The organism is Alkalispirochaeta americana (genome assembly GCF_900156105.1).
Classification (GTDB): Bacteria; Spirochaetota; Spirochaetia; order DSM-27196; family Alkalispirochaetaceae; genus Alkalispirochaeta; species Alkalispirochaeta americana.
Map to the genome: position 1 here is coordinate 27,313 of NZ_FTMS01000010.1, position 19,679 is coordinate 46,991.

Annotated in this window: 22 protein-coding genes; 9 read left to right on the forward strand and 13 right to left on the reverse strand. The window is 59.9% G+C overall.

Annotation, left to right across the window (positions count from 1 at the left end):
- The first annotated feature begins 47 nt into the window (after window positions 1–47).
- Together BW950_RS08515 and BW950_RS08520 are read left to right on the forward strand one after the other, a co-directional pair.
- The gene (locus BW950_RS08515) at window positions 48–1,730 is read left to right on the forward strand and encodes a DNA repair helicase XPB (protein ID WP_076488876.1); all 1,683 of its coding nucleotides are present in this window, start codon (window positions 48–50) and stop codon (window positions 1,728–1,730) included.
- A complete protein-coding gene (locus BW950_RS08520) occupies window positions 1,684–3,834 on the forward strand; it encodes a hypothetical protein (protein WP_076488877.1) in 2,151 nt (716 codons plus the stop codon). Before BW950_RS08515 ends, BW950_RS08520 begins: the two co-directional genes overlap by 47 nt.
- Here the strand turns inward: BW950_RS08520 and BW950_RS08525 are convergent.
- Window positions 3,752–5,335: a type I 3-dehydroquinate dehydratase gene (locus tag BW950_RS08525; RefSeq protein WP_076488878.1), complete on the reverse strand. Its 1,584-nt coding sequence runs from the start codon at window positions 5,333–5,335 to the stop codon at window positions 3,752–3,754. The genes BW950_RS08520 and BW950_RS08525 overlap by 83 nt on opposite strands.
- 223 nt (window positions 5,336–5,558) lie before the next feature.
- Here BW950_RS08525 and BW950_RS08530 point away from each other — a divergent pair, with 223 nt between their 5' ends.
- The 5 genes from BW950_RS08530 to BW950_RS08550 are packed head-to-tail and all read left to right on the forward strand — an operon-like array spanning window position 5,559 to window position 8,628.
- Window positions 5,559–6,263 (forward strand): redox-sensing transcriptional repressor Rex, encoded by a 705-nt coding sequence (locus BW950_RS08530; protein ID WP_200796809.1) that lies wholly within the window; start codon window positions 5,559–5,561, stop codon window positions 6,261–6,263.
- A gap of 5 nt (window positions 6,264–6,268) precedes the next feature.
- Window positions 6,269–6,598, forward strand: coding sequence for a DRTGG domain-containing protein (locus tag BW950_RS08535; protein ID WP_076488879.1), 330 nt, complete (start codon window positions 6,269–6,271; stop codon window positions 6,596–6,598).
- Between the two features lie 27 nt (window positions 6,599–6,625).
- Complete coding sequence (locus BW950_RS08540; RefSeq protein WP_076488880.1) at window positions 6,626–7,561, forward strand: CBS domain-containing protein; 936 nt, start codon at window positions 6,626–6,628, stop codon at window positions 7,559–7,561.
- Window positions 7,558–7,890, forward strand: a complete 333-nt coding sequence (locus BW950_RS08545) for a hypothetical protein (RefSeq protein WP_076488881.1) — start codon at window positions 7,558–7,560, stop codon at window positions 7,888–7,890. The genes BW950_RS08540 and BW950_RS08545 overlap by 4 nt, the downstream gene beginning before the upstream one ends.
- Window positions 7,891–7,899: 9 nt before the next feature.
- Window positions 7,900–8,628: a PHP domain-containing protein gene (locus BW950_RS08550; RefSeq protein ID WP_076488882.1), complete on the forward strand. Its 729-nt coding sequence runs from the start codon at window positions 7,900–7,902 to the stop codon at window positions 8,626–8,628.
- 25 nt (window positions 8,629–8,653) lie between these two features.
- Here the strand turns inward: BW950_RS08550 and ablB are convergent, their stop codons facing one another.
- From ablB to BW950_RS08570, 4 genes are read right to left on the reverse strand one after another with little or no spacing between them, the layout of a single operon-like run.
- Window positions 8,654–9,565 carry a putative beta-lysine N-acetyltransferase gene (gene ablB / locus BW950_RS08555; protein ID WP_083943869.1) on the reverse strand — a complete coding sequence of 304 codons (912 nt, stop codon included), beginning with the start codon at window positions 9,563–9,565 and terminating at the stop codon, window positions 8,654–8,656.
- On the reverse strand, window positions 9,562–10,884 hold the full coding sequence (gene kamA, locus BW950_RS08560) for a lysine 2,3-aminomutase (protein WP_076488883.1): 1,323 nt from the start codon (window positions 10,882–10,884) through the stop codon (window positions 9,562–9,564). Before kamA ends, ablB begins: the two co-directional genes overlap by 4 nt.
- Window positions 10,885–10,938: 54 nt before the next feature.
- The gene (locus BW950_RS08565) at window positions 10,939–11,691 is read right to left on the reverse strand and encodes an NAD-dependent protein deacylase (protein WP_234969065.1); all 753 of its coding nucleotides are present in this window, start codon (window positions 11,689–11,691) and stop codon (window positions 10,939–10,941) included.
- A 24-nt stretch (window positions 11,692–11,715) separates the two neighbouring features.
- Window positions 11,716–12,873, reverse strand: a complete 1,158-nt coding sequence (locus BW950_RS08570; RefSeq protein ID WP_159438763.1) for an ARMT1-like domain-containing protein — start codon at window positions 12,871–12,873, stop codon at window positions 11,716–11,718.
- Window positions 12,874–13,172: 299 nt separating this feature from the next.
- On the opposite strand from BW950_RS08570, the gene BW950_RS08575 reads away from it, so the two are divergent.
- Both BW950_RS08575 and BW950_RS08580 read left to right on the forward strand, forming a co-directional pair.
- Window positions 13,173–13,358, forward strand: coding sequence for a hypothetical protein (locus BW950_RS08575; protein WP_143559180.1), 186 nt, complete (start codon window positions 13,173–13,175; stop codon window positions 13,356–13,358).
- Window positions 13,359–13,462: 104 nt separating this feature from the next.
- Window positions 13,463–13,909 carry a PTS sugar transporter subunit IIA gene (locus BW950_RS08580; RefSeq protein WP_076488886.1) on the forward strand — a complete coding sequence of 149 codons (447 nt, stop codon included), beginning with the start codon at window positions 13,463–13,465 and terminating at the stop codon, window positions 13,907–13,909.
- Between the two features lie 58 nt (window positions 13,910–13,967).
- On the opposite strand, the gene BW950_RS08585 is transcribed toward BW950_RS08580, so the two are convergent.
- Genes BW950_RS08585 through BW950_RS08620 form a run of 8 tightly spaced genes read right to left on the reverse strand, consistent with a single transcriptional unit; the run spans window position 13,968 to window position 19,657 of the window.
- Window positions 13,968–15,488 (reverse strand): proton-conducting transporter transmembrane domain-containing protein, encoded by a 1,521-nt coding sequence (locus BW950_RS08585; protein WP_076488887.1) that lies wholly within the window; start codon window positions 15,486–15,488, stop codon window positions 13,968–13,970.
- A complete protein-coding gene (locus tag BW950_RS08590) occupies window positions 15,485–17,137 on the reverse strand; it encodes a complex I subunit 5 family protein (protein ID WP_076488888.1) in 1,653 nt (550 codons plus the stop codon). Before BW950_RS08590 ends, BW950_RS08585 begins: the two co-directional genes overlap by 4 nt.
- A 3-nt stretch (window positions 17,138–17,140) precedes the next feature.
- Entirely contained in the window at window positions 17,141–17,518 is a 378-nt protein-coding gene (locus BW950_RS08595; protein ID WP_076488889.1) for a sodium:proton antiporter, read from the reverse strand.
- Window positions 17,518–18,222, reverse strand: coding sequence for a hydrogen gas-evolving membrane-bound hydrogenase subunit E (mbhE, locus tag BW950_RS08600; protein ID WP_076488890.1), 705 nt, complete (start codon window positions 18,220–18,222; stop codon window positions 17,518–17,520). The genes BW950_RS08595 and mbhE overlap by 1 nt, the downstream gene beginning before the upstream one ends.
- Window positions 18,222–18,473, reverse strand: coding sequence for a hydrogenase subunit MbhD domain-containing protein (locus tag BW950_RS08605; protein ID WP_076488891.1), 252 nt, complete (start codon window positions 18,471–18,473; stop codon window positions 18,222–18,224). Before BW950_RS08605 ends, mbhE begins: the two co-directional genes overlap by 1 nt.
- Window positions 18,454–18,825, reverse strand: a complete 372-nt coding sequence (gene mnhG / locus BW950_RS08610) for a monovalent cation/H(+) antiporter subunit G (RefSeq protein ID WP_234969066.1) — start codon at window positions 18,823–18,825, stop codon at window positions 18,454–18,456. The genes BW950_RS08605 and mnhG overlap by 20 nt, the downstream gene beginning before the upstream one ends.
- Window positions 18,822–19,115, reverse strand: coding sequence for a monovalent cation/H+ antiporter complex subunit F (locus tag BW950_RS08615; protein ID WP_076488893.1), 294 nt, complete (start codon window positions 19,113–19,115; stop codon window positions 18,822–18,824). Before BW950_RS08615 ends, mnhG begins: the two co-directional genes overlap by 4 nt.
- Entirely contained in the window at window positions 19,112–19,657 is a 546-nt protein-coding gene (locus BW950_RS08620) for a Na+/H+ antiporter subunit E (protein WP_076488894.1), read from the reverse strand. The genes BW950_RS08615 and BW950_RS08620 overlap by 4 nt, the downstream gene beginning before the upstream one ends.
- Between the last annotated feature and the right edge of the window lie 22 nt (window positions 19,658–19,679).

Sequence of the window (19,679 nt, forward strand, 5' to 3'; positions counted from 1 at the left end):
TTATTGTACTGTCGAATCTTTTGCAGGAATAGTGTAAAACAGGAAGAATGCCGCAGCCCCTCATTGTCCAAGGCGATAACTCGATTCTTCTGGATGTTCACGACGACGAGGCTTCTGAAGCCCGCAACAGCATCGCCCCCTTCGCGGAACTGGAAAAGTCGCCAGAACACTTTCATACCTACCGCATATCTCCCCTCTCTCTGTGGAACGCCGCTGCGGCAGGCCTCACCCGGGAGGAGGTTCTGGAACGGCTCCGGCGTTACAGCCGGTTTCCCCTGCCGGGAAACGTCCAGCACTCTATCGGGGAACTGATCGGCCGCTACGGCCGGCTCCGCCTGGAGCCCACCGACGAGGACTATACCCTGCGACTGGTTGTTCCTGATGAGGACATCCGTCAGGAACTGAGGTCCCGCAAAAACCTTGCCCGCTATCTCCGGGAGGAAGAGGACTTTCAAAGCCACCCCGATTCGTTTCTTCTCCCCCTTCTGGACCGGGGAACGGTGAAGCAGGAGCTGATCCGTCTGGGGTATCCCGTGGATGACCGCGTACCCCTGGCACCGGGAGACCCTCTCGAGTTCTCTCTTCAGGAGAAGACCCGCGCCGGAGCACCCTTCCTGCTCAGGGACTACCAGAAGGAGGCGGCCCGGACCTTCCACGGAGGGGGGGATCCGGGCACAGGCTATGGTGTGGTGGTCCTGCCCTGCGGGGCGGGGAAAACCGTGGTGGGGATCGAGACAATGCATCTGCTGCAGACCAACACACTCATCCTCACCACAAACGTGGCAGCCGTCCACCAGTGGATCGATGAACTCCTGGACAAGACGACTCTCGGGGAGGATCAGATCGGCGAATACAGCGGTACCCGCAAGGATGTTCTGCCCGTGACGGTGGCGACCTACCAGATTCTGGTGTGGCGCCGCGACCGGGAGTCTCCCTTTCCTCACTTTGATATTTTTCGCCGCCGCCGGTGGGGGCTCATCATCTACGACGAAGTCCACCTGCTGCCGGCACCAATCTTCCGGGTTACCGCCGAGATCCAGGCCGTCCGGAGGCTGGGCCTGACAGCAACACTCATCAGGGAAGATCAGTGCGAGACCGATGTGTTCTCCCTGGTGGGGCCGAAACGCTACGACGTACCCTGGAAAGAGCTGGAACAGAAGGGCTGGATCGCCGAGGCTACCTGCTACGAGATACGCCTGGACCTTCCCCGGGAACTCAGGACCGAATACGCCGTGGCTGACAAACGGCGAAAATACCGTCTTGCGGCAGAGAATCACCGCAAGATCGAAGCGGCCCGGCAAATCATCGAGAATCACCCGGGTGAGGCAATCCTGGTGATCGGCCAGTACCTGGAGCAGCTGAAAAAACTGGCCCACCACCTGGAAGCCCCACTCATTACCGGCAGCGTTCCCAACCACCGCCGGGAAGAGATCTACCAAGACTTTCGCCAGGGCTCGCTGCCGGTCATCGTGGTGAGCAAGGTGGCCAACTTTGCGATCGATCTTCCCAACGCATCGGTGGCGATCCAGGTCTCGGGGAGCTTCGGTTCCCGCCAGGAGGAGGCCCAGCGCCTGGGCCGCATCCTCCGGCCCTCTCCGGGGGAACACCACAACTCGACCTTCTATACGCTCGTTTCAAACCACACCGTGGAGGAAGAGTTCGCCGCGAACCGTCAGAAATTTCTTGCAGAACAGGGGTATACCTATCATATCGAACACTGGACAGACTGAATCAGCCTTCAGCCGGTATCTGCTCAGCCTTGAGGATGAGTCATTCTTCGCCCTGATCAGAAACTATCTGGGTCCCGTGCGGACGCCCTATAACAAACATGACCTCATAGCAAAACTCGTGGAGTTCCTCTCCCGCGAAGAGACCCGGCGTGCGATCAGGGCACGGATCGACGGAGATGACGAGATCCTCCTGGCAGCCACAGCCCTGCTGGGCCAGCCCGGGGAGGATCAACTCTATCACTTCCTGGAGGACCAGCTTGATTACGGCCGCTTCCGGTGGCTGCTCCTGAACCACCGGGACCGCCTCCTTTTGATCGACGGCTTCCAGGCGGGAACGGTACAGATCAACCCTCTTCTGGCGCAGACAACGCTCCAGGAAGCGATCGACCCGCAAAGACTTATCGAGGGGGAACCCCTGGCCCCCTCCGATGAAGCTGCTTCGGGAGAGTTTCCCTGGCTCTCGGCGGCCTTTGCAACAGCTCTCTACGCCTTCCTGAGGGAAGATCCCGATCTCTATACCCAGGCAGGAAAGCTGCGAAAGCGGTCCATCGCCCGTCTGAACGATCGCTTTGGCACACTCCTGACCGGTGAGGAGGGAGAACAGCGTCTGGCGACAGCCCTGCAGGCCCTGACGACGCTGCAGCTCCTGGTGCACCGCCAGGAGGAGGGGCTCGTCCTCTTCCCCGACGCCTGGGATGAGCTGGCAGATCTCCCGGAAGAATGGATACAGGCCCTGCTTTGGGGGGCTCCGCTGACGCATTCCGTCGAGGAAGCCTTCGATATCGCGGCGCTTCTGATTTCCTTCTCCGCAACGGTCCCCTGCAACAGAAGCTTTACACCTGTCGAGATTCTCCGGATCTTTCGTCTCACCGGGGCCGGAAGCGGCCTGCCCCTTCCCGGCACCGGCGAAACCCCTTCCCTTCTGGCTGCAATGGGGCTGCTTCTGCCCCTGGACGCAGAGGAGCCTTCCCCCGACAACGAAACCGGCACCGGCACCGACCGTCCGGCACGGTTTCGCCTGAACCCTACAGCGGCATCGCTCCTGAAACCCCCGGAAACCTCCCCGGGGGGCGTATCGCTCCAGGCGACAATGGAGATGAACGTCCCTCCGGGAACTCCCTTCCGGGATCGCCTGGATCTTGCCCGGATTGCGGCACTTCGACGCTTCGACGTGATGGTGGTGCTGGAATTATCCCGGGAGAGCCTTTCCTCGGCGCTTCGGGAGGACCAGATCGCCGCCCGCGAGACGATTCTGCGCATCTGCGGAGCCTCCTTGCCCCAGAACGTCGATTTTCTGCTCCGCCGGTGGCAAGACCGCCTTCAGGCAGTGCGGCTTATCCGTGGGGTGGTTCTGGTGGTGGACCAGGAAGCAGAAGAACTTCTGGGAGCCTCGGAGCAGCTCGATCCGTTTATTCAGGAACGGCTTGCTCCGGGGGTGATGATCATCTCCCCCGATGCGGTTCCCCAGGTTGAACAGCACCTTCGAGCCCTGGGATTTCATGGCTCGGTCCGGCTGGAATCGGTATCGGCCGGGGGTGCGCCGCCACCGGAATACCGGCGTTTTCTCCAGCGGCACCGCGGCCCCGCGCTGGCGCCTCCGGTTCCCCGCCACGCCCGCCGGGATGACCTGCCCCGAACCACCGGGTCTGCTCTGCCGGACGGGATGCAAGAGCTCCACGCGACAGAAGAATCCTTGAAGGCGACCCTGGACGCGCAAAACCTGCCCCAGGAAGCTGCCCGGGAGCTGGCTCTCCGTATCGAGGGGAAACTGATCCTCTTTCCGGAGCAAATAAACCCCGACGTGGTCCCCCGCCACGGGATCGAGGCAAAGGGGCTGGACTATCTGGGCAAAGTCCGCCTGGTGGAGCAGGCGATTCAGGAAGGGGAACTGCTGGAAGTCATTATGCGCACCGCCGAGGGAGCCCCCCGGCGGCTCCTTCTTCGGCCCCGGGAGATCGTCCAGAGCGGAGAAGACCTGATGCTGCGGGCCCTGGAACTCCCCCAGGAGAAGCCCCTGCGAGTCAGGATTCGCCGGGCTTCCCTGGTCCGCCGTTTGAGCGGGGCGCTCCTCCGATCAAAGAAAGCTCACCCAGGCGGGCGCTAAACAGGCGAAACTGGGCGGCCGCCTGGCGCTGAAACATCTCCTGGCCGTTTATGACCTTGCAACCGGCAGCCCGGGCCCGCTTGAGCAGGGGCGTTTCGGGCGGGGTATAGATGATATCGTAGACGATTTCCTCGCCCGTAAAGGTATACTGGGGGATCGGATCCAGCGGATCATCCCCCATACCGACCGAGGTGGTCTGCACCAGAATATCAAAGGGCCGTTCTGTCTGGGCCAGATCCTGCAAACCGTGGGCGTGCTCCCCGGCGATACCGCAATCCCGCACCAGCTCCTGGGCCCGGGAGCGGGTGCGGTTAAAGACGTGGACCTCCACCCCCGCAGCAAAAAGCCCGGCCGCTACGGCACGAGCCGCACCACCGGCCCCGATCACCGCCGTCCGAAGCCCCGCCAGATCACCGCGAAGTTCCTGCAGAGGTTCCAGAAACCCCGCCTCGTCGGTGTTATCGGCGTACCACCCGCCGCACTCATCACGGGTGGAACGCACCAGTGTATTGGCCGCCCCGGCCCGAAGCGCCGCCGTTCCACAGGTTCTGGCTCCCACGGCCACAGCCACGGCAAAGGAAAGGGCCGACACCTTGTGGGGCACCGTTACCGACGCACCCTCCAGGGGGATAACCTGGGCGAGCGCCGAGAAATCCGAAAAGGAATCAAGCCGCAGAGGAAGATAGATCGCCTTGATCCCTTCCCGGGCAAAGCGCTCGTTGTGATACCGGGGAGAACGGGAATGAGCCACAGGGGCACCAAGAACAGCAAAGACAGGCCACTCGGACCTGGCCTGATCAACCCGGTAGACCTCGGCCAGCATCCGGGCGTCAACCTGACCCGGAGCAGCTACCGCGTCCGGATCATCCCCGGAAGAATCCGAGGCGTAGGTCCAGAGACTTCGCAACCGGGCCGGAAAGGCCCGCGTGAGAAATCCGTGCTCACCCATGCCAACCCAGATCGCCCGCCTTCCGGGCATCATCTGGCGGAAGGTATCGGCCGCCCGGATCAACTCTACCAGGTCTTTTGCAGAGCGCGTGGCCACAGCCAGCTTGGCCACCTCCTTGGGGTCAGCCGCAAGACGCGCCATGAGCTGCGAGAGATCCTGCGGTGTCTCCCGGGGAACATGGTGAGACCTGATCACCGTACCACCCCGGGAACGGACCAACAGCGCGATCTGGTCCCAGAGGGGGTGGCCCCGCCGGTCCAGTTCGATATCCACATAATCCGGAGAGAGCGCCTCCTGGAGGGCCTCAAAGAGAAAGACACGCTGCGCGTCGTCTCCCTCCCAGCGCCCCAGATCACGAACCCGTCTGATGGTGAGCACAGCGGGGACCCCGGGGTTCGACGCCTCCCACCACCGGCGTATCGCGCCGGGATCGCGTTCGGAAGGCTTCAGCAAGTCCACCCGGAGCTCCACCAGAGATATCCAGGGACGGTTTGTTTCCAGCTGCCGGGTCCACGCTTCGAGCGTATCCCCCGTAAGACACAAGCAGATCATGACCTAACCCTACCGGGAAAGGAGCGTTGTGGGAAGTATTCTTCCACTCCCCTCTGGTTTACCGAGTCCCCTCTGGTTTACCAAAGCGATACACCTTTGAGCGATGAACAATAGTTATAGTGCAAAAAAACAATTGTTCTTGCAATAATCTGAAAGGTTGGTTGCATAATATGAGAAGCCGGAATAGTATTGTGATAGTTTATGTGATTGAAGGCGCAATTTAATGGAAACTAAGATAAATAGAGGGATCGTCCTTCGCCTGGCAAAGTACCTGAGGGTGTTGCACAAGCTGAAGGGCATGGGGTTTGTAAAGGTTTTCTCCAATAACCTGGGCGATGCTATCGGGGTTACCCCGGCGGTGGTGCGCAAGGATTTCTCGATCATCGGAATTCCGGGCAACAAGCGCGGAGGCTACAACATCGATGTCATCATCGAAGAGATCGAGCGGATGCTGGGCAAGGAAGAGCGCCAGCCCATCGTTGTCCTGGGGTGCGGAAAGATCGGCAACGCCCTGATGCACTACACCGAGTTCGAACGGGACGGGATCGAGGTTGTGGCAGGGTTCGAAATAAACCCTGATCTGATCAATCCCAACGCTCATATTCCCATTTATCCGATCGCAAAACTTCCCGAGGTCGCCGTCAGAGAAGCGGTAAAGGTCGCTGTTATTGCTGTCCCCGATGTGGCTGCCACGGAGGTTTTCGAACTGGTAACGGCATCGGGAATTCCGGGAGTCCTCAACTTCACCTCGGTGGATCTCAAGTGCGGACGTTGCGATTTTGACGAGTGCGCCATCCGGTGCATCGTCCAGAACGTAAACATTGGCCTGGAAATAGAGAATCTCTTCTACCTGGTCCGGATGAAAGAGGCTGATATATTGGATCAAAGCCGATCCCGGACAGAAACGCTCACATCTCAAACAGGATAATGCCCATGACTCTTGCAGAATGCCTTGAACACGTACACGGAACCTGGATCATCCCCGGAGACGAGACGGAAGAGTTCTTCGATGTAGTCGTCTCGGACCTTATGAGCGACGTTCTGGTGACGGAACTGGAGGACTTCCTCCTGGTCACCTCCCTTACGTCGGAACAGGTCCTGCGGACGGCCGACATTGTCGATGCCCGGGCGATCCTGATAACCAACGGGAAGCAACCCCAGGAGCGGATGAGAAGCCTGGCACAGCACCAGACCATGCCGATCATGGTAACGCCCCTGACAACCTTCGATACCTGTCGCGCCCTGGCGGAGTGCAAGAAATAACGACAGAATGAACGAGGGGGTCAAGCCATGAACAGCGGCGGCACATCCATTCCTATCGATACCGATCAGGGGTCACCTATCATTCTGGAGCTCATCTACCGGCTCAAGATCCGGGATGTCATGACAGAGCCCACCTTTATCTGCACCACCGACGAGACCATGCGGGACGCCCAGCGGATCATGAAGAGCAACAGTATCAGCGGCGTTCCCGTGATGGAGGGCCGCCGGCTCGTGGGAATCGTCAGCGTTGACGATGTGATCACGGCCCTGGAAAAGGGGTATATCGACGATCCCGTTCAAAATCACATGACCCGTCAGGTGATTGTCCTGGAAGACGACATGCCCCTGAGTTTCGGGATATCCTGGCTCGATAAATACCGCTTTGGCCGCCTGCCGGTGCTGAACGCACGAAAAGAACTCGTGGGAATTGTGACCAGCCGCGACGTGATCGTCGCTCTGCTACTGGAGATCAACAAGGAAATCGAGCGTTTCGAAAAAAACACCAAGCAGAAAGAGTCATCGGGCGAGGGGTTCCGCCTGGAATACACCACCCGCCCCTTCGATTTCGAGATGGCGGGACGCCTCTCGACAGAGACAAAGCAGCAGCTCAAATCGCGGGATCTTCCGCCCAAGCTCATCCGCCGGGTTGCGATCGCTACCTACGAGCTCGAGATGAATCAAGTGGTCCACTCCGAAGGCGGAACCGTACAGGTCTCCTACGAAGCAAAACGACACCGCGTGACCATACGCGCCCGGGACCACGGCCCGGGGATCGAGGACGTGGAATCGGCCCTGGAAGAGGGGGTTTCCACGGCCAACGAATGGGTCCGCTCCCTGGGATTCGGCGCGGGCATGGGCCTGCCCAACACCCGCCGGGTCGCCGATGAGTTCTCCATCTCCTCGTCTCCGGCCGGAACGAACGTTGACGTGGTTATCTATACATCGCAGGAGGGAAAATCATGAATGTTTCTGAATTAGCTGGAGCACTGGATCTCAGACTGGTCCAGGAAACCTACGAAGACGGACCGGTTCAGGGGGCCTATACTTCGGACCTTCTTAGCGATGTCATGGCCAACGCCAACAGCGCCGATGCCCTGATCACGATCCAGGCACACAAGAACACCATCGCCGTGGCAACTTTGGTAGGGGCATCGGCGATCATTATTTGCAACAACCGCCCCGTTCCCCAGGACATGCTCGACGCTGCCGAATCCGAGGGAATCGCGATCTTTGTGAGCGACGAGGACCAGTTCACGCTCTCGGGACGGCTCTACACCATTCTGAAAGGATAAGAGCGGGCCGTGACGGTTGTTGCCGACCTTCACAACCACTCCTGTCTCAGCCCCTGCGGGGATCTGGAGAACAGCCCCGGTGCGCTCTGCCGCCGGGCGGCAGAGCTGGGGATCTCCATGTTGGGCCTCACGGACCACAACAGTGCCCGGAACTGTCCCGCCTTTGAGGAGACCTGCCGCCGCGAGGGGATAATTCCTGTTTTTGGCACCGAGACCACCACCCGCGAGGAGGTCCATATCCTCTCGCTCTTCGGATCGGTCCGGGAAGCCCTCGACTGGGGCGACTGGGTCTACGAACGGTTGCCGGACTTCCGTCACGACCCGGAAAAGTTCGGCGATCAGGCCGTGGTCGATGCCGACGAAAACATTCTCGATTTCGAGGAACGCTACCTGATTCCTGCGATCGACGCTTCGATCGAGGAGATCGCCGAAGAGACCCTTCGCCGGGGAGGGCTCATTATCCCCGCTCACATCGACAGAACCGCCACGAGCATTGCCTCCCAGCTGGGGTTTCTTCCGGACCAGCGCTTCAGCGCCCTCGAGGTGACGCGCCTTCCCCCACCCTTTGACACCCGGGGCCATACCCTGATCTGCGATTCTGACGCTCATTTTCTGGATGACATGGGAAAACGGACCTTCAGCTTCGAGATATCCCCCGGGGACAGCTCCCCCTTCGCAGCCCTGGCCAGAGTGCTTCGGGAGGGAGCAGTGCGGCTTTCCATACCCGCCCCGGCCTGAGCTCCCCGCCCGAGCCGCCTCGAGCCTAGAGGCTTCCTGGGGGGGGCTTCCCGGCTGGTTTGTACCAGACGTTCATGCTCTCCAGGTCCCCGCCAATCTGGGTGTTCCTGATGAGAGTCCCCCCGTAACGATACCTGGCCCTGAAAAAAGTACGGTTCATGGCTGGCTGGGAGAGCCGGGCAATGGTGTAAAAACAGCGGTACTCCTGCCGGAGCAGGGCTTCTTCCATGGCAGACAGCAGGATCCCCGCCAGACCCGCGCCCCGAAAGGCAGGGTCCACGGCAAAATCGGTCATCTCCACGCTTTTTGGAACCGGGTGCTTCTCGGCTGAGGCCGCAGCAGCGATGGGGTGAGCAAAGCCCTCGGGAGCCGGGATCAGGTAGTAGTCCACATCGCTTCCCATGGTTTTGGCCAGATACTCCGGCGAGCCTATGGGAAAGGGATAACTTGCGAAGGTTCGCTCATAGAGCCCCGCCAGGGCGGGAATATCCCCGGGGAGGGCCCGCCGTACCTGCCAGGCAGTTCCTGGCGCCCCCCTTCGGGAAGGTTCGGACCCCTGGGGAGCTCCAGGCTGCTCCCCGATTGACCAGGCAGCGCAGGCTTCAAGGAGCTCGCGATCCTCCCGGGAAAGAATCTCCCGGGAGGGCGAAAAATACCGCACCAGAATTATCGCCGCCTCTTCTCCCTGAAAATATCCCGGGATCATCGCTTCCAGACGGTACCCTCGGGCGAGAAAGAAGGGGGCCTCCCCCTGGGGAAGCAGGAAAAAGTGCTTTCCGTAGTTTTGCTGTTCCTGGAGCTCCTGAATTCGTTGCCAGAGCCTGTCCCGATCGGCACGGTGATATTCCATGAGGTAGATACGGTCGCTCCCCCGTCCGTGATGGAGGAGGGACCGGCCCACCCGTTCCTGGCGGTCTTGTTCCTGGCAATCCATCATTCAGCAATCTCATCCTGACGACGGCAGATGCGCGTGGTGTTCTCGGGAACCAGGGTATAAACATCGTCCTCGTCGGAAAGCAACTGGGTGATTCCCGTGGCGTTATTCTCCCGGGCTTCGTCCAGCTTGAGCTGGAGGTGACACTCATCGCAGTCGCGGTTGCAGTAGGTGTGAGGATATTCCGAGGGCTCCCGGTAGGTGGTGATCACTCCCTCGAAATTACGCAGAACCACCTTGGAAGGAGAGTAGGAGACCAGATAGTTTGGCGCCACCGGTATCTTTCCTCCTCCGCCGGGGGCATCCACCACATAGGTGGGCACAGCCAGCCCGCTGGTGTGACCCCTCAGGCTTTCCATGATCTCGATTCCCTTGCTCACGGGCGTGCGGAAATGGGTGAGGCCTTCGGAGAGGTCACACTGGTACAGATAATAGGGTCTCACACGATTCTGCAGCATCTTTTGAACCAGGGCTTTCTGTATTCTGGGACAGTCGTTGACATCCCGCAGGAGAACCGTCTGGTTACCCAGAGGTATACCCCCATCGGCCAGGCGCGTGAGGGCTGCCCGGGATGAACCGGTCACCTCCCGAGGGTGGTTGAAATGGGTGTTTACGTAGAGGGGGTGGTAACGCTTCAGCATATCCACCAGCTCATCGGTGATCCGATAGGGCAGGACCACGGGCATTCGCGTGCCGATTCGTATAATCTCGATGTGGTCGATCTCCCGAATCTGGCTCAGTATCCACTCCAGGTATGAATCGGAGAGCATCAGCGGGTCTCCCCCCGAAAGAAGAACATCCCGAATCTCCCGATGCTCGCGGAGATACTCGATCCCCTGGGAGAGAATTTCCCTGGTGGGGATGGAATCGCGGTCTCCCACTTTTCGCTTTCGGGTGCAATGGCGGCAGTACATGGAACAGCTGTTACTGATGTGAAAAAGAACCCTGTCGGGGTAGCGATGGGTGATGGCCGGTATGGGACTGTCCGTGTCCTCCGAGAGGGGGTCGGCCATCTCGTAATCCTGGCGGAGGAGTTCCCGCGAATCGGGAAAGGCCTGTTTCATGACGGGATCGTTTTGCCAGTCCGCCACGTCTATCAGAGAGAGGTAATAGGGCGTAATGGAGAGCGGGAAAGTCTCGATCGTCTCCTGGAGAGCCTCCCTCTCCTTTGGAGAAAAGGTTATGCCCGAGACCGTCTCGAAGGAATCAAGGTCGGTAATGGAATGCTTGATATGCCAGCGCCAGTTTGACCAGTTTCCTCCGGTGAAATCCTGCTGGAGTTTTCCTGCGATCTCTCGTTGCTTGCTGGTGAAATGCTTCATGTGCGAAAAATGTATAGTGTTGAAAGTATTTAATCAAGCGAAGCGGGCCCGGAATTACCGGACAGCGGCCATCTCTTCCAGAACCTCACCGATGGATCCCCGAAAAACCCGCCGGGCCCGGTCGTCCCAGGGCGTTTCATCACGATTCACGATAATCAGACAGTCCCCCCTGTAGTGGTGCAGAAGCCCCGCAGCGGGGTGAACGACCAGGGAACTCCCCCCCACGATCAGGATCTCGGCCCGGGAGATCGCCCGACAGGCCTCCTCTACCACGGACTGATCGAGAGACTCTCCGTAGAGAACAACCCGGGGCCGGATTATTCCACCGCAGGTATCACATCGGGGAACGGCGCCGGTACTTTCGACAATTGATTTGAGGCCAAAAGATTTTCCGCAGGCAAGACAGCTGTTGCGGTGGACCGACCCATGGAGCTCCCAGACAGTCTTGCTGCCAGCTTCCTGATGAAGACCATCGATGTTCTGAGTTACCACAGCCTGAAGCTTGCCCTGGTCCTCCCAGGACGCAAGAACCCGGTGAGCCCGATTGGGTTGTGCCCGGGGATGCACCAGGTGCTGCCGATAGTAGGAGAAGAAGATTTCCGGTTTTTCCTGCAGCATGGCCGCACTCAGAAGCTCTTCCGGTGCGTAGCCACGGTAGAACCGATCATGGTTGTCTGCCCGGCTGGAACGGAAGTCGGGGATACCGCTCTCGGTGGAGACGCCGGCACCGCCGAAAAAAACGATCTTCTGTGAGGCCGAGAGGTGTTCCTTCAGTTCTTCCAGTTCCTTCATTTCTTCCAGGTCCATAGACTTCCTTTCCGGTGGCTCTTCCTAATCTGAGGCCAGTTGCAGAAGCCCCCGGGTTCCGCTTGTTCTCCACGAAGGGTCTTCCGCCTGGAGTGCCTGACACCGCTCCCGGGATACACCCGCAAGGCAATCGCTTTTTATGGTCCGGAGAAAGAGCCAGGGAGCCTCGTGTCTGCAACGGATCGCCTCGGCCAGAGGGGTCCCGGGTGGCCATATTGTATCATGCATGGCCCGTCGATAGTTCAGATCTCCCTTGAAGATGACCATACCAGCCCGGTCCAGCGCTCTCGTGATGCGTGGCGGAGCATCGGCAAGAAAAAGGGGCTGGCACCAGAAATCATCCGGGGCAAGTCGTATTGCCCCCTCTTTCAGAGCGGCTCCAAAAGCCGAGGCACGGGACCGAACCTCCTCACGGGGATGGGTAGCTGCAACATCGAGGAACCGGTGCAGATCTGCCACGGTGGTATCGCTCACGTAGGTGGGGTACAGCTTCAGGTGGAGCACCAGAGGGACTTTCAGGAGCCTCCTCAGAGTCAAAGAGAGGGCCACATCAGCCGCCAACTCTGACCCAGTATTATCCAGGACCAGGTGAATCTCCCGCCCCGACGATTCAGCCTCTTCCGAGGCGCCCTGCAGGCCAAGAAGATGATCCAGGGCAGGCTGGTCATCCTGGGCAACGAGGGTCTCCGGGATCTCCCCTGTCGTGTCCAGGGCTGTGCCACCGCTGAAACTCAGATCGGCCCGGTTCCCCCAGAGAGAGAGGAGCAGGGCCTGGAGGAGCTCCTCCTTCAGGGACCGGGGAGTTCCGGGAGCTCCCCCGTTCTTTCGGGTTTCTGCCTCCGCCAGGAGGGGCCAAAAGGCGGTTCCCTGTTCGAGTTCTCTCTCTTTCAGAGGTCCAAAGGGGTCTTTCAGGGTAGAAAAATACTCACAGGCCTCCAGAAGAAGGCGGTAGGCGTAGGTTTCGGCAAAGAACCATTCCGTTTCCTGCCAGCCTTGCCCCTGGCAGGACCGGTAGAGACAATTCCACTGATCCTGATCGAAGGCTGAATCGACCAGCGGCGGGATCTCACCGTTTTCCACCATCTTCCGCGAGAGTTCCTCCAGGCGCTTCTGAACACGGCCGGGATAGGTGGGGTTTGCTTGAAGTATGGAATGTATAATTCGTGGAAATCGCTCAGTCATGGTATTTGAAGCGAACCTGTTGGAAGAATCGGTTTTAATGGGTTGATGCGAAAGGATGTGATTCATACCTAATGTATACCTGCCTTTCCTTCTTGAAACAAGTGGGCCACAGAGAGGTTTTGACCCTGCCCCTGTTCGAATCGGGGAATGCAAAATATCTGCTTTTCGTTTCTTCTTGTACAAATCGATTATGAACCAGTATAATAAGGCAATTCTATAATTGCAGGAGAGAAAAAATGGCCTTTGAACTGAAGAAAGTATCAAAAAGTTCTGTTGTTTCCGTGAAAGAAGGTCCCCAGATGGCAAAAAGAAAGGGAGAACCCGTTTCTAACGAGATCGGAGTAAACTTCACCTTTGATGCAAAAGAGAAACTTCTCTCAGGGAAAATGATGTTTTTCAACGTTAAAACCGATCTTGCCGACGAACGCGAACTCTACGAGGCGATCGAAATGGCGATCAACCAGGTCCTGAAGGCCCGGGTGTAACAAAGGCCCTCCGGCCCGGTGGCGGTGACAAAGCCGCCGGGGCGAGGGAGCCGGGCCGTTTCAGCGGCTACCCTCCCGGAGCATTTTCGGGGTATACTCGGGGTGTGCTTTTTGACGTGCTGAACGAGTCCCTGGTGAAAACCAGGTACGGGGCCGATTCTCTGGAAGAAGTGGTGGAGGAGCTCTTGCGCCTTCTTGATGCTACCGGAAAGATTCTTGATCTGGATCAGGCCCGGCGGGATCTTCGGGAGAATCAGCAGCATCTTGCTGCGGGGATGCAGCATGGCATCGCGATCCCCCATGCCAAGACGGCTGCGGTGCAGGAGCTGGTGGCCGCGGTGGTGGTAACAGAGAAGCCCATCGATTGCCAGAGTGTTGATGGTTCCCCCTCGCAGATTTTTATCATGACCCTTTCCCCTCATGACATGACAGGTCCTCACATCCGGTTTCTGAGCGAGATCGGCCGCTTGCTAAAACACCGCAAGGTTCGTCGGGATCTGCTCAAGACGAAGGATTCCCGGGAGCTTCTGACGGTCCTGCGAGGCGCCTGAGGAAATCTGCCCGGACTTCCCGGAAGGTTCATCGATGAGTCTGCGGTGCGGGCTGTAATCAGAGGGTTGCCACAAGAAACCCCAGCAGAACCACCGTGGCCAGGGCCAGAAGCAACTGAGACTGAGGGCCCCAGCGGTGCCACGCTTTCAAGGCACCCGCCAGCCGGGAGCCCTGCCGGGAAATCTGCTCCGTGGCCAGCCGGAACATGACGCGGGCCGGATCCGGTCCTGCACCGGCAGGCAATGAAACCGGCCTCCCCTGGGCGACAAGCCTGGCTCTGAAACGCACCCACAGCAGGAGCGATCCCCCCAGGGGAAGAAGGGCCGCGCCCAGAGACGGGCCGGAGAAGCCGCTCCAGCTGTCGATCCCGGGCACCAGCGTGGGACGAAGACCGATCAGGACCGTTGCAACAGCAACAAGGAAGGCGGGCACCAGGCAAATCGCCCTCCTTGTCCTTGAGGGGAGCGTAATTGGACTTTTCGCAGGAGCCCAGAAGATCATCCAGAGAAACTTCAAAAAGGAGAGGCCTGTTCCGACCGAGGCCAGTTGCAGCAGAAGCCCCGGTGCGCCTCCGCCCACGGCGTGTTTCAGGAGTTCCTTGCTGGCGTAGCCGCTGGTAAAGGGGACTCCCGAGATCGCTGCAGCACCAATTACACCCAGCACGCAGAGGATCGGCCGCTTTCGGGCCAGACCGCCCATGAGAGGCAGTTCTTCCTGGGGGCCACCTCCGGGAGCGACGAAGGATCGGGCAGCTTCGGCAGCCACCATGAAAAGGAGGGCCTTGTAGAGGGTGTGGGTCACCAGGTGAAAAAGCCCTGCCCGGGTGGCGGTGCCGACCATAGCCGTGTCAACGGTCATCCCGGCCATTCCCACGGCAGCGGTCATGTATCCCACCTGGCTAATCAGGTGGTAGCTCAGGAGTCGACGAACCTGATGCTGCCGAAGCGCCAGCACCACCGCAACCAGCGCAGTGAGCGCTCCGGCCCAGGCAAAAAGCGGTACTCCTCCCGGAGAAAACCGGACCAGCCGGGCTGCCGTAACCACACCCACCTTGGTGGTGAAGGCCGAGAGCAGCGGCGTTATCGGCAGGGCTGCCACCGGATAGGCCCGGACAAGCCAGAAATGGAAGGGAATCCCCGCCGTTTTTATCAGCACAGCCAGGGCCATGAAGGGCTGCGCCGCCGGGACAAGACCCTCGGCAGCAAGCCCCCCGGTACGGAGCGTTCCTGTTTCGTTGAAGTGAAGAAGGGCCGCCACAAAGTAGAGGGCCGCCGCGATGATCTGAACAACAAGATACAGCGACGCAGCCCGGCGGGCCTCGCCTGTTCGGCTCTGTAACAGGAGAAAGAAGGCCGAGAAGGTAAGAATCTCCCAGGCCACCAGAAGCGTTATCAGATCTGCGCTCAGCGCGGCCAGGATGCCCCCTGCCACGTGGATCAGCCCCGGCAAGATCGCCCGGTGATGTCTCTGGACAAGCAGAAGCAGCATGCTGACGGCACCGGCAAAACAGAAGAGCAGGAGCACTGCTGCGTCCATGCCGTCCGGCAACACCCAGGTCCAGGAGAAGATCGGCTTCACGGGAGACTCCTTTCTGCTGTGCTCCGGGTTGCATCCAGGGCTGCTTCCAGGGCGGCCTCAAGCTCTGGAGCGGTGGAAAGGAAAGCCTGACTCGCCTCTTCCAGGAAGGGGATCATCCATCGCTCCAGGATTCCCGTGGACAGGGCACCTCCTGCGAGAAGCAGCACCAGGACCGCCGCTACGGTTGTCCCGGGAGCACGGGTTCCGGGAGCTCCGGTTTCAGGAGCACCGATACCCTGACCTGAAGAATCGGCCCTCCCCTGTTCCGGAAGGGTTGTATCTTCCAGAGGCCCCGCGAGCGTCCCGGGGCCTGCCAGGATCAAGGCCGTTCGGGCGTAGTAGACCAGGGAGATGACCGTCCCCAGAGCGATCACCAGAAGCGGCAGCACACCAGGCTGAACTATCGCGATCTGCCATTTCGAGGCGAAGCCACCCGTGGGGGGCAACCCGATCAGGGCCGCCGCTGCCCCCAGAAATGCTGCGAAAGCAAGGGGGGACGCAGCTGCCCGGCCGGAAAGACTGGCGATCCGCGACGTGCCGGCGGTGACGATAAAGCTGCGGCAGGACCAGAAGAGAGCGCTCTTCATGGCGCTATGGTTCACCGCGTGATACAGCGCCGCCGCCAGGGCAGCCCCGGCGGCACTCGTCGTTGCAAGAGCAGCATCCCCGAGAGAGACTCCGGCCATCCCGGCGGCCCCCAGGCCAAGACAGATATACCCCGCGTGGGCCACGCTGGAAAAAGCGATAAGGCGCTTCAAATCCCCCTCGAAGAGGGCCAGCAGGTGCCCCAGAACGATGTTGATCATCCCCGCCCAGAGGAGGACGGGAAAGAGCGCCGGCACCAGGAGAGGAGCTTGCAGAAGCCCCCAGAGGAGCCGGATCAGGGCACCCAGGTAGACCTTCATGCCAACGGCCGAAAGAAACCCCGCTGCGGTGCTTCCCGCGGCGCGATAGGCCGGAGCCTGCCACAGGTGCAGCGGCACCAACCCGATCTTGATCCCCAGGGAAACCACAAGAGACACCGCCAAAACGGCCCGGGTTCGTCCAGCCAGGGACGGAATAACCCGGGCAGCCAGGGGAATCGAGAGAGTTCCCGTGGTCCGATAGATCACAATAACGGCCAGGAGAAAGAGAACGCCGCTGAAAGAGGCCAGAATCAGATACGTCAGGGCTGCAGCGGCGTTCCTGCCGCGCCCCTTCATCCCGATCAGCCCGATCGTGGAAACCGTGGCCAGCTCCAGGAAGACGAAGAGGTTAAAAAGATCGGCCGCTACAACAATGCCGTTGAGAGCGCTCGTGTAGAGGCAAAGCAGGGGGAAGAACTTTCCTGTCAGGGCACCCAGCTCCCGGGAACCCAGGGAGAAGATCGTCACCGCGATAAACCCCGCAAGGACGATCCCCGCGAGCAAGACCGTTCCCGCATCGGCCGCCAGGAGAATGCCCCAGGGGGGAAGCCACCCCCCCGGAACGTAAATCACCAGGCCCTGTCGGGCGACGGCCCGGCCCAGCAGGCAGACCGCAGCTGTCTGCAGGCCAAGACCGGTTACGAGAATCCACACTTTGCTCCGGGGATATGCCAGATCACCCAGGGCGATCATAAAGGCCGTTCCCAGGGGTATTATCACGATCAGCAGGGGCAGGTGTTCCATCGGCTACCCCTCCTGCCGGTGAAGCTCCCGAAAGATCCGGGAGAGATCGGTGGTGCCAAACCGCTGATAGAGCACAACCGAGAGAGCCAGGGCGACAGCCAGCAGGCCGGCTCCAATTACGATCGCTGTCAGCGCCAGGGCATGGGGCAAGGGATCCACAAAAGCCTCGGCCGGAAGATCAACAAAGGGGCCGTCCATGATGGGGGCAGCCCCCCCGGGAACCCAGGCCAGGGCAGCAAGAACGATAACCAGCGATGATTCCATGACGCTCATGGAAATGCAGATGTTGATCATGTCCCGGTGGGTGAGAAGGCCGAAGAGCCCCACGGCAAAAATTATTCCTGCGGCGATACAGGTCACGAGCTGTACATTCGGGACCACTAGTCTCCACCCCCTGCCAGATGGCAATAAATCGAGCTTAATCCGGCAGCCACCTTGCAACCCACAATGATATTGAGAACCGGGATGATTCCCCCACTGAGCAGCGCTCCCGGAGTTCCCCGGGGAACTCCCGCAACGACATTGGCAAGAAAGGAGGACCCCAGGAGAATCCCCAGAATTCCCGTAGCCAGAAAAGCCAGGGCCCCCAGGTATTCCACAAACCCCAGGAACCTCAGAGAAACCCGCTGGAGGGCGAAGCGGTTGCCAAAAGCAACATGGAGCAGGATCACCAGGACAGCGATGCTGACACCGCCCTGAAACCCTCCTCCGGGAGATCGATGACCGTTGGTGATCACATAGGAGGGAAAGATCAGGAAGAGCGGCAACAGATACACCAGAGCCCTCCGCGAGAGAAGCCCCAGGGGCTGGTCCTCTCTGGCAAAGCGGGGTGTCCCCAGAATGGCGGCGATTACTACAGCGGAACCAAAAATCACCGAAGCCTCACCCAGAGTGTCAAAGGCGCGATAGTCCATGAGGATCGCCGTGGGGATGTTGACACTTCCCGTGGCGTGCGCCCCATCCTGAAGAAACCCCGGAAAAGGCGATGCGCTTTCTTCCAGCAGAAGCGTCACCAGGGCGGCCGCCGCAGCGATCACCGAAAGGAGCGCTGCAACAACAGTACGGAACCGATCCCCGACGTTCATCACCGGATGCCCCCGGTGCGGTTCAGGGCCGTCACAAAAAGAGCCGTCATGAGCCCCGCGCCGATTACTGCCTCGGCCATGGCCACGTCTACGGCCTGCAACAGGGCAAAGAGAATCGTGGAAAAAACACTGAACACCGAAAGAAGAATAATCGATGCCAAAGGCCCCTTCAGGAGCACCGCAGCGGTTGCACTCACAACAACACCCGCCAGAATCAGGTAGTAAGCCGTTTCAAGGAGCAGGCTGGTCATGGTTGTGCTCCAGGGAATCGCGCAGTTCCTGATACTCGTCCAGGACGAGATGCCGCCTGGAACGATCAATACGATAATTGGCCCGGGCGATCGCCTGAGTTGCTATGGGGTTGGTGATCATGAGAAAGAGAAAGATCACAGCGATTCGCAGACCAAAGAGTAGCGAGGGTGCTGCCAGGGCAGCCCCCAGGACGATAAGCCCCGCCCCGATGGTGAGCCCCTTGGTTCCTGCGTGGAGGCGGGTAAAGGCGTCGGGGAAGCGCCACATCCCCAGGGTCATGGCGAATACAAAGAACGACCCCGCTCCCAGAGCGAGGACACTCAGGATACGCAGAAACTGAGTCAGAATCACCGGTTGCATCCCTCCCCCGGGGGGGGCTCCCCGGGCAGAGCCGGATCTTTCTCCTCGAGAGAACGGGAAATGACCAGCAGATCAGCGAAGAGCAGCAGCCCGTAAACCAGGGCGATATCCAGAAAAACCGCCCGCTCCATGAGAAGAGCCAGCAACACCAGAACCACCACGAGCATCACCCCTATGGCATCACCCGCAGCGATTCTGTCGAGTAACGTAGGCCCCCGGAGAACCCGGCCCAGACAGGCAAGACTGCAGAGGCACAGGAGAACCAGCACAAGAGGAATCATTCCAGAATCCTCTTCACCCAGGGGCGGAGCCCTCCGGTCACCTGTTGATCCAGGGTGGCCGCGTCGTACTCCGATACGTCGATCCAGTGGATAAAGAGAGCATCCCCGTCGGCCACGTAATCAAGGGAGAGCGTTCCCGGCGTGAGGGTGATCGTATTGGCCAGGGCCGTCACGCCGGTCATTCCCGAGAGGCCGGTACGAACGCGAACGATCCCCGGCCAGAAGGTGATCGAGGGCTGAAGAGCCATGAAGGTAATCTGGAGACCCGAGAGAAAAATCTTTCCGGCGAAGACAGGCAGAAAGAGGGCTCCCGCCAGGAGCCCCTTCAGGAGAGCTCCAGCGCCGCGGGGGCTCCCGCTGGAAGGACCTCGATCAGGCCCCTGACGGGAATCGGGAAACCAGAGGGCACTCCGACTGCGACGGAAGAGAAACAGACTTGTCAGGACGATTACCCCCCCCGCGATACCGTCGGCCACGGTAACGGCTCCCACAAAAAGGAACCAGAGCAAGAAGAGCGAGACCGCCGCCAGAATCGAAACCATGGGAAGGAGGATACGGCAGAAC

Coding starts and splice junctions, on each gene's coding strand:
- BW950_RS08515 (WP_076488876.1), top strand. CDS start 48: ATGCCGCAGCCCCTCATTGTCCAAGGCGATAACTCGATTCTTCTGGAT.
- BW950_RS08525 (WP_076488878.1), bottom strand. CDS start 5,335: ATGATCTGCTTGTGTCTTACGGGGGATACGCTCGAAGCGTGGACCCGG.
- BW950_RS08530 (WP_200796809.1), top strand. CDS start 5,559: ATGGAAACTAAGATAAATAGAGGGATCGTCCTTCGCCTGGCAAAGTAC.
- BW950_RS08535 (WP_076488879.1), top strand. CDS start 6,269: ATGACTCTTGCAGAATGCCTTGAACACGTACACGGAACCTGGATCATC.
- BW950_RS08540 (WP_076488880.1), top strand. CDS start 6,626: ATGAACAGCGGCGGCACATCCATTCCTATCGATACCGATCAGGGGTCA.
- BW950_RS08545 (WP_076488881.1), top strand. CDS start 7,558: ATGAATGTTTCTGAATTAGCTGGAGCACTGGATCTCAGACTGGTCCAG.
- ablB (WP_083943869.1), bottom strand. CDS start 9,565: ATGATGGATTGCCAGGAACAAGACCGCCAGGAACGGGTGGGCCGGTCC.
- kamA (WP_076488883.1), bottom strand. CDS start 10,884: ATGAAGCATTTCACCAGCAAGCAACGAGAGATCGCAGGAAAACTCCAG.
- BW950_RS08565 (WP_234969065.1), bottom strand. CDS start 11,691: ATGGACCTGGAAGAAATGAAGGAACTGGAAGAACTGAAGGAACACCTC.
- BW950_RS08570 (WP_159438763.1), bottom strand. CDS start 12,873: ATGACTGAGCGATTTCCACGAATTATACATTCCATACTTCAAGCAAAC.
- BW950_RS08575 (WP_143559180.1), top strand. CDS start 13,173: ATGGCAAAAAGAAAGGGAGAACCCGTTTCTAACGAGATCGGAGTAAAC.
- BW950_RS08590 (WP_076488888.1), bottom strand. CDS start 17,137: ATGGAACACCTGCCCCTGCTGATCGTGATAATACCCCTGGGAACGGCC.
- mbhE (WP_076488890.1), bottom strand. CDS start 18,222: ATGAACGTCGGGGATCGGTTCCGTACTGTTGTTGCAGCGCTCCTTTCG.
- BW950_RS08605 (WP_076488891.1), bottom strand. CDS start 18,473: ATGACCAGCCTGCTCCTTGAAACGGCTTACTACCTGATTCTGGCGGGT.
- BW950_RS08615 (WP_076488893.1), bottom strand. CDS start 19,115: ATGATTCCTCTTGTGCTGGTTCTCCTGTGCCTCTGCAGTCTTGCCTGT.
- BW950_RS08620 (WP_076488894.1), bottom strand. CDS start 19,657: ATGGTTTCGATTCTGGCGGCGGTCTCGCTCTTCTTGCTCTGGTTCCTT.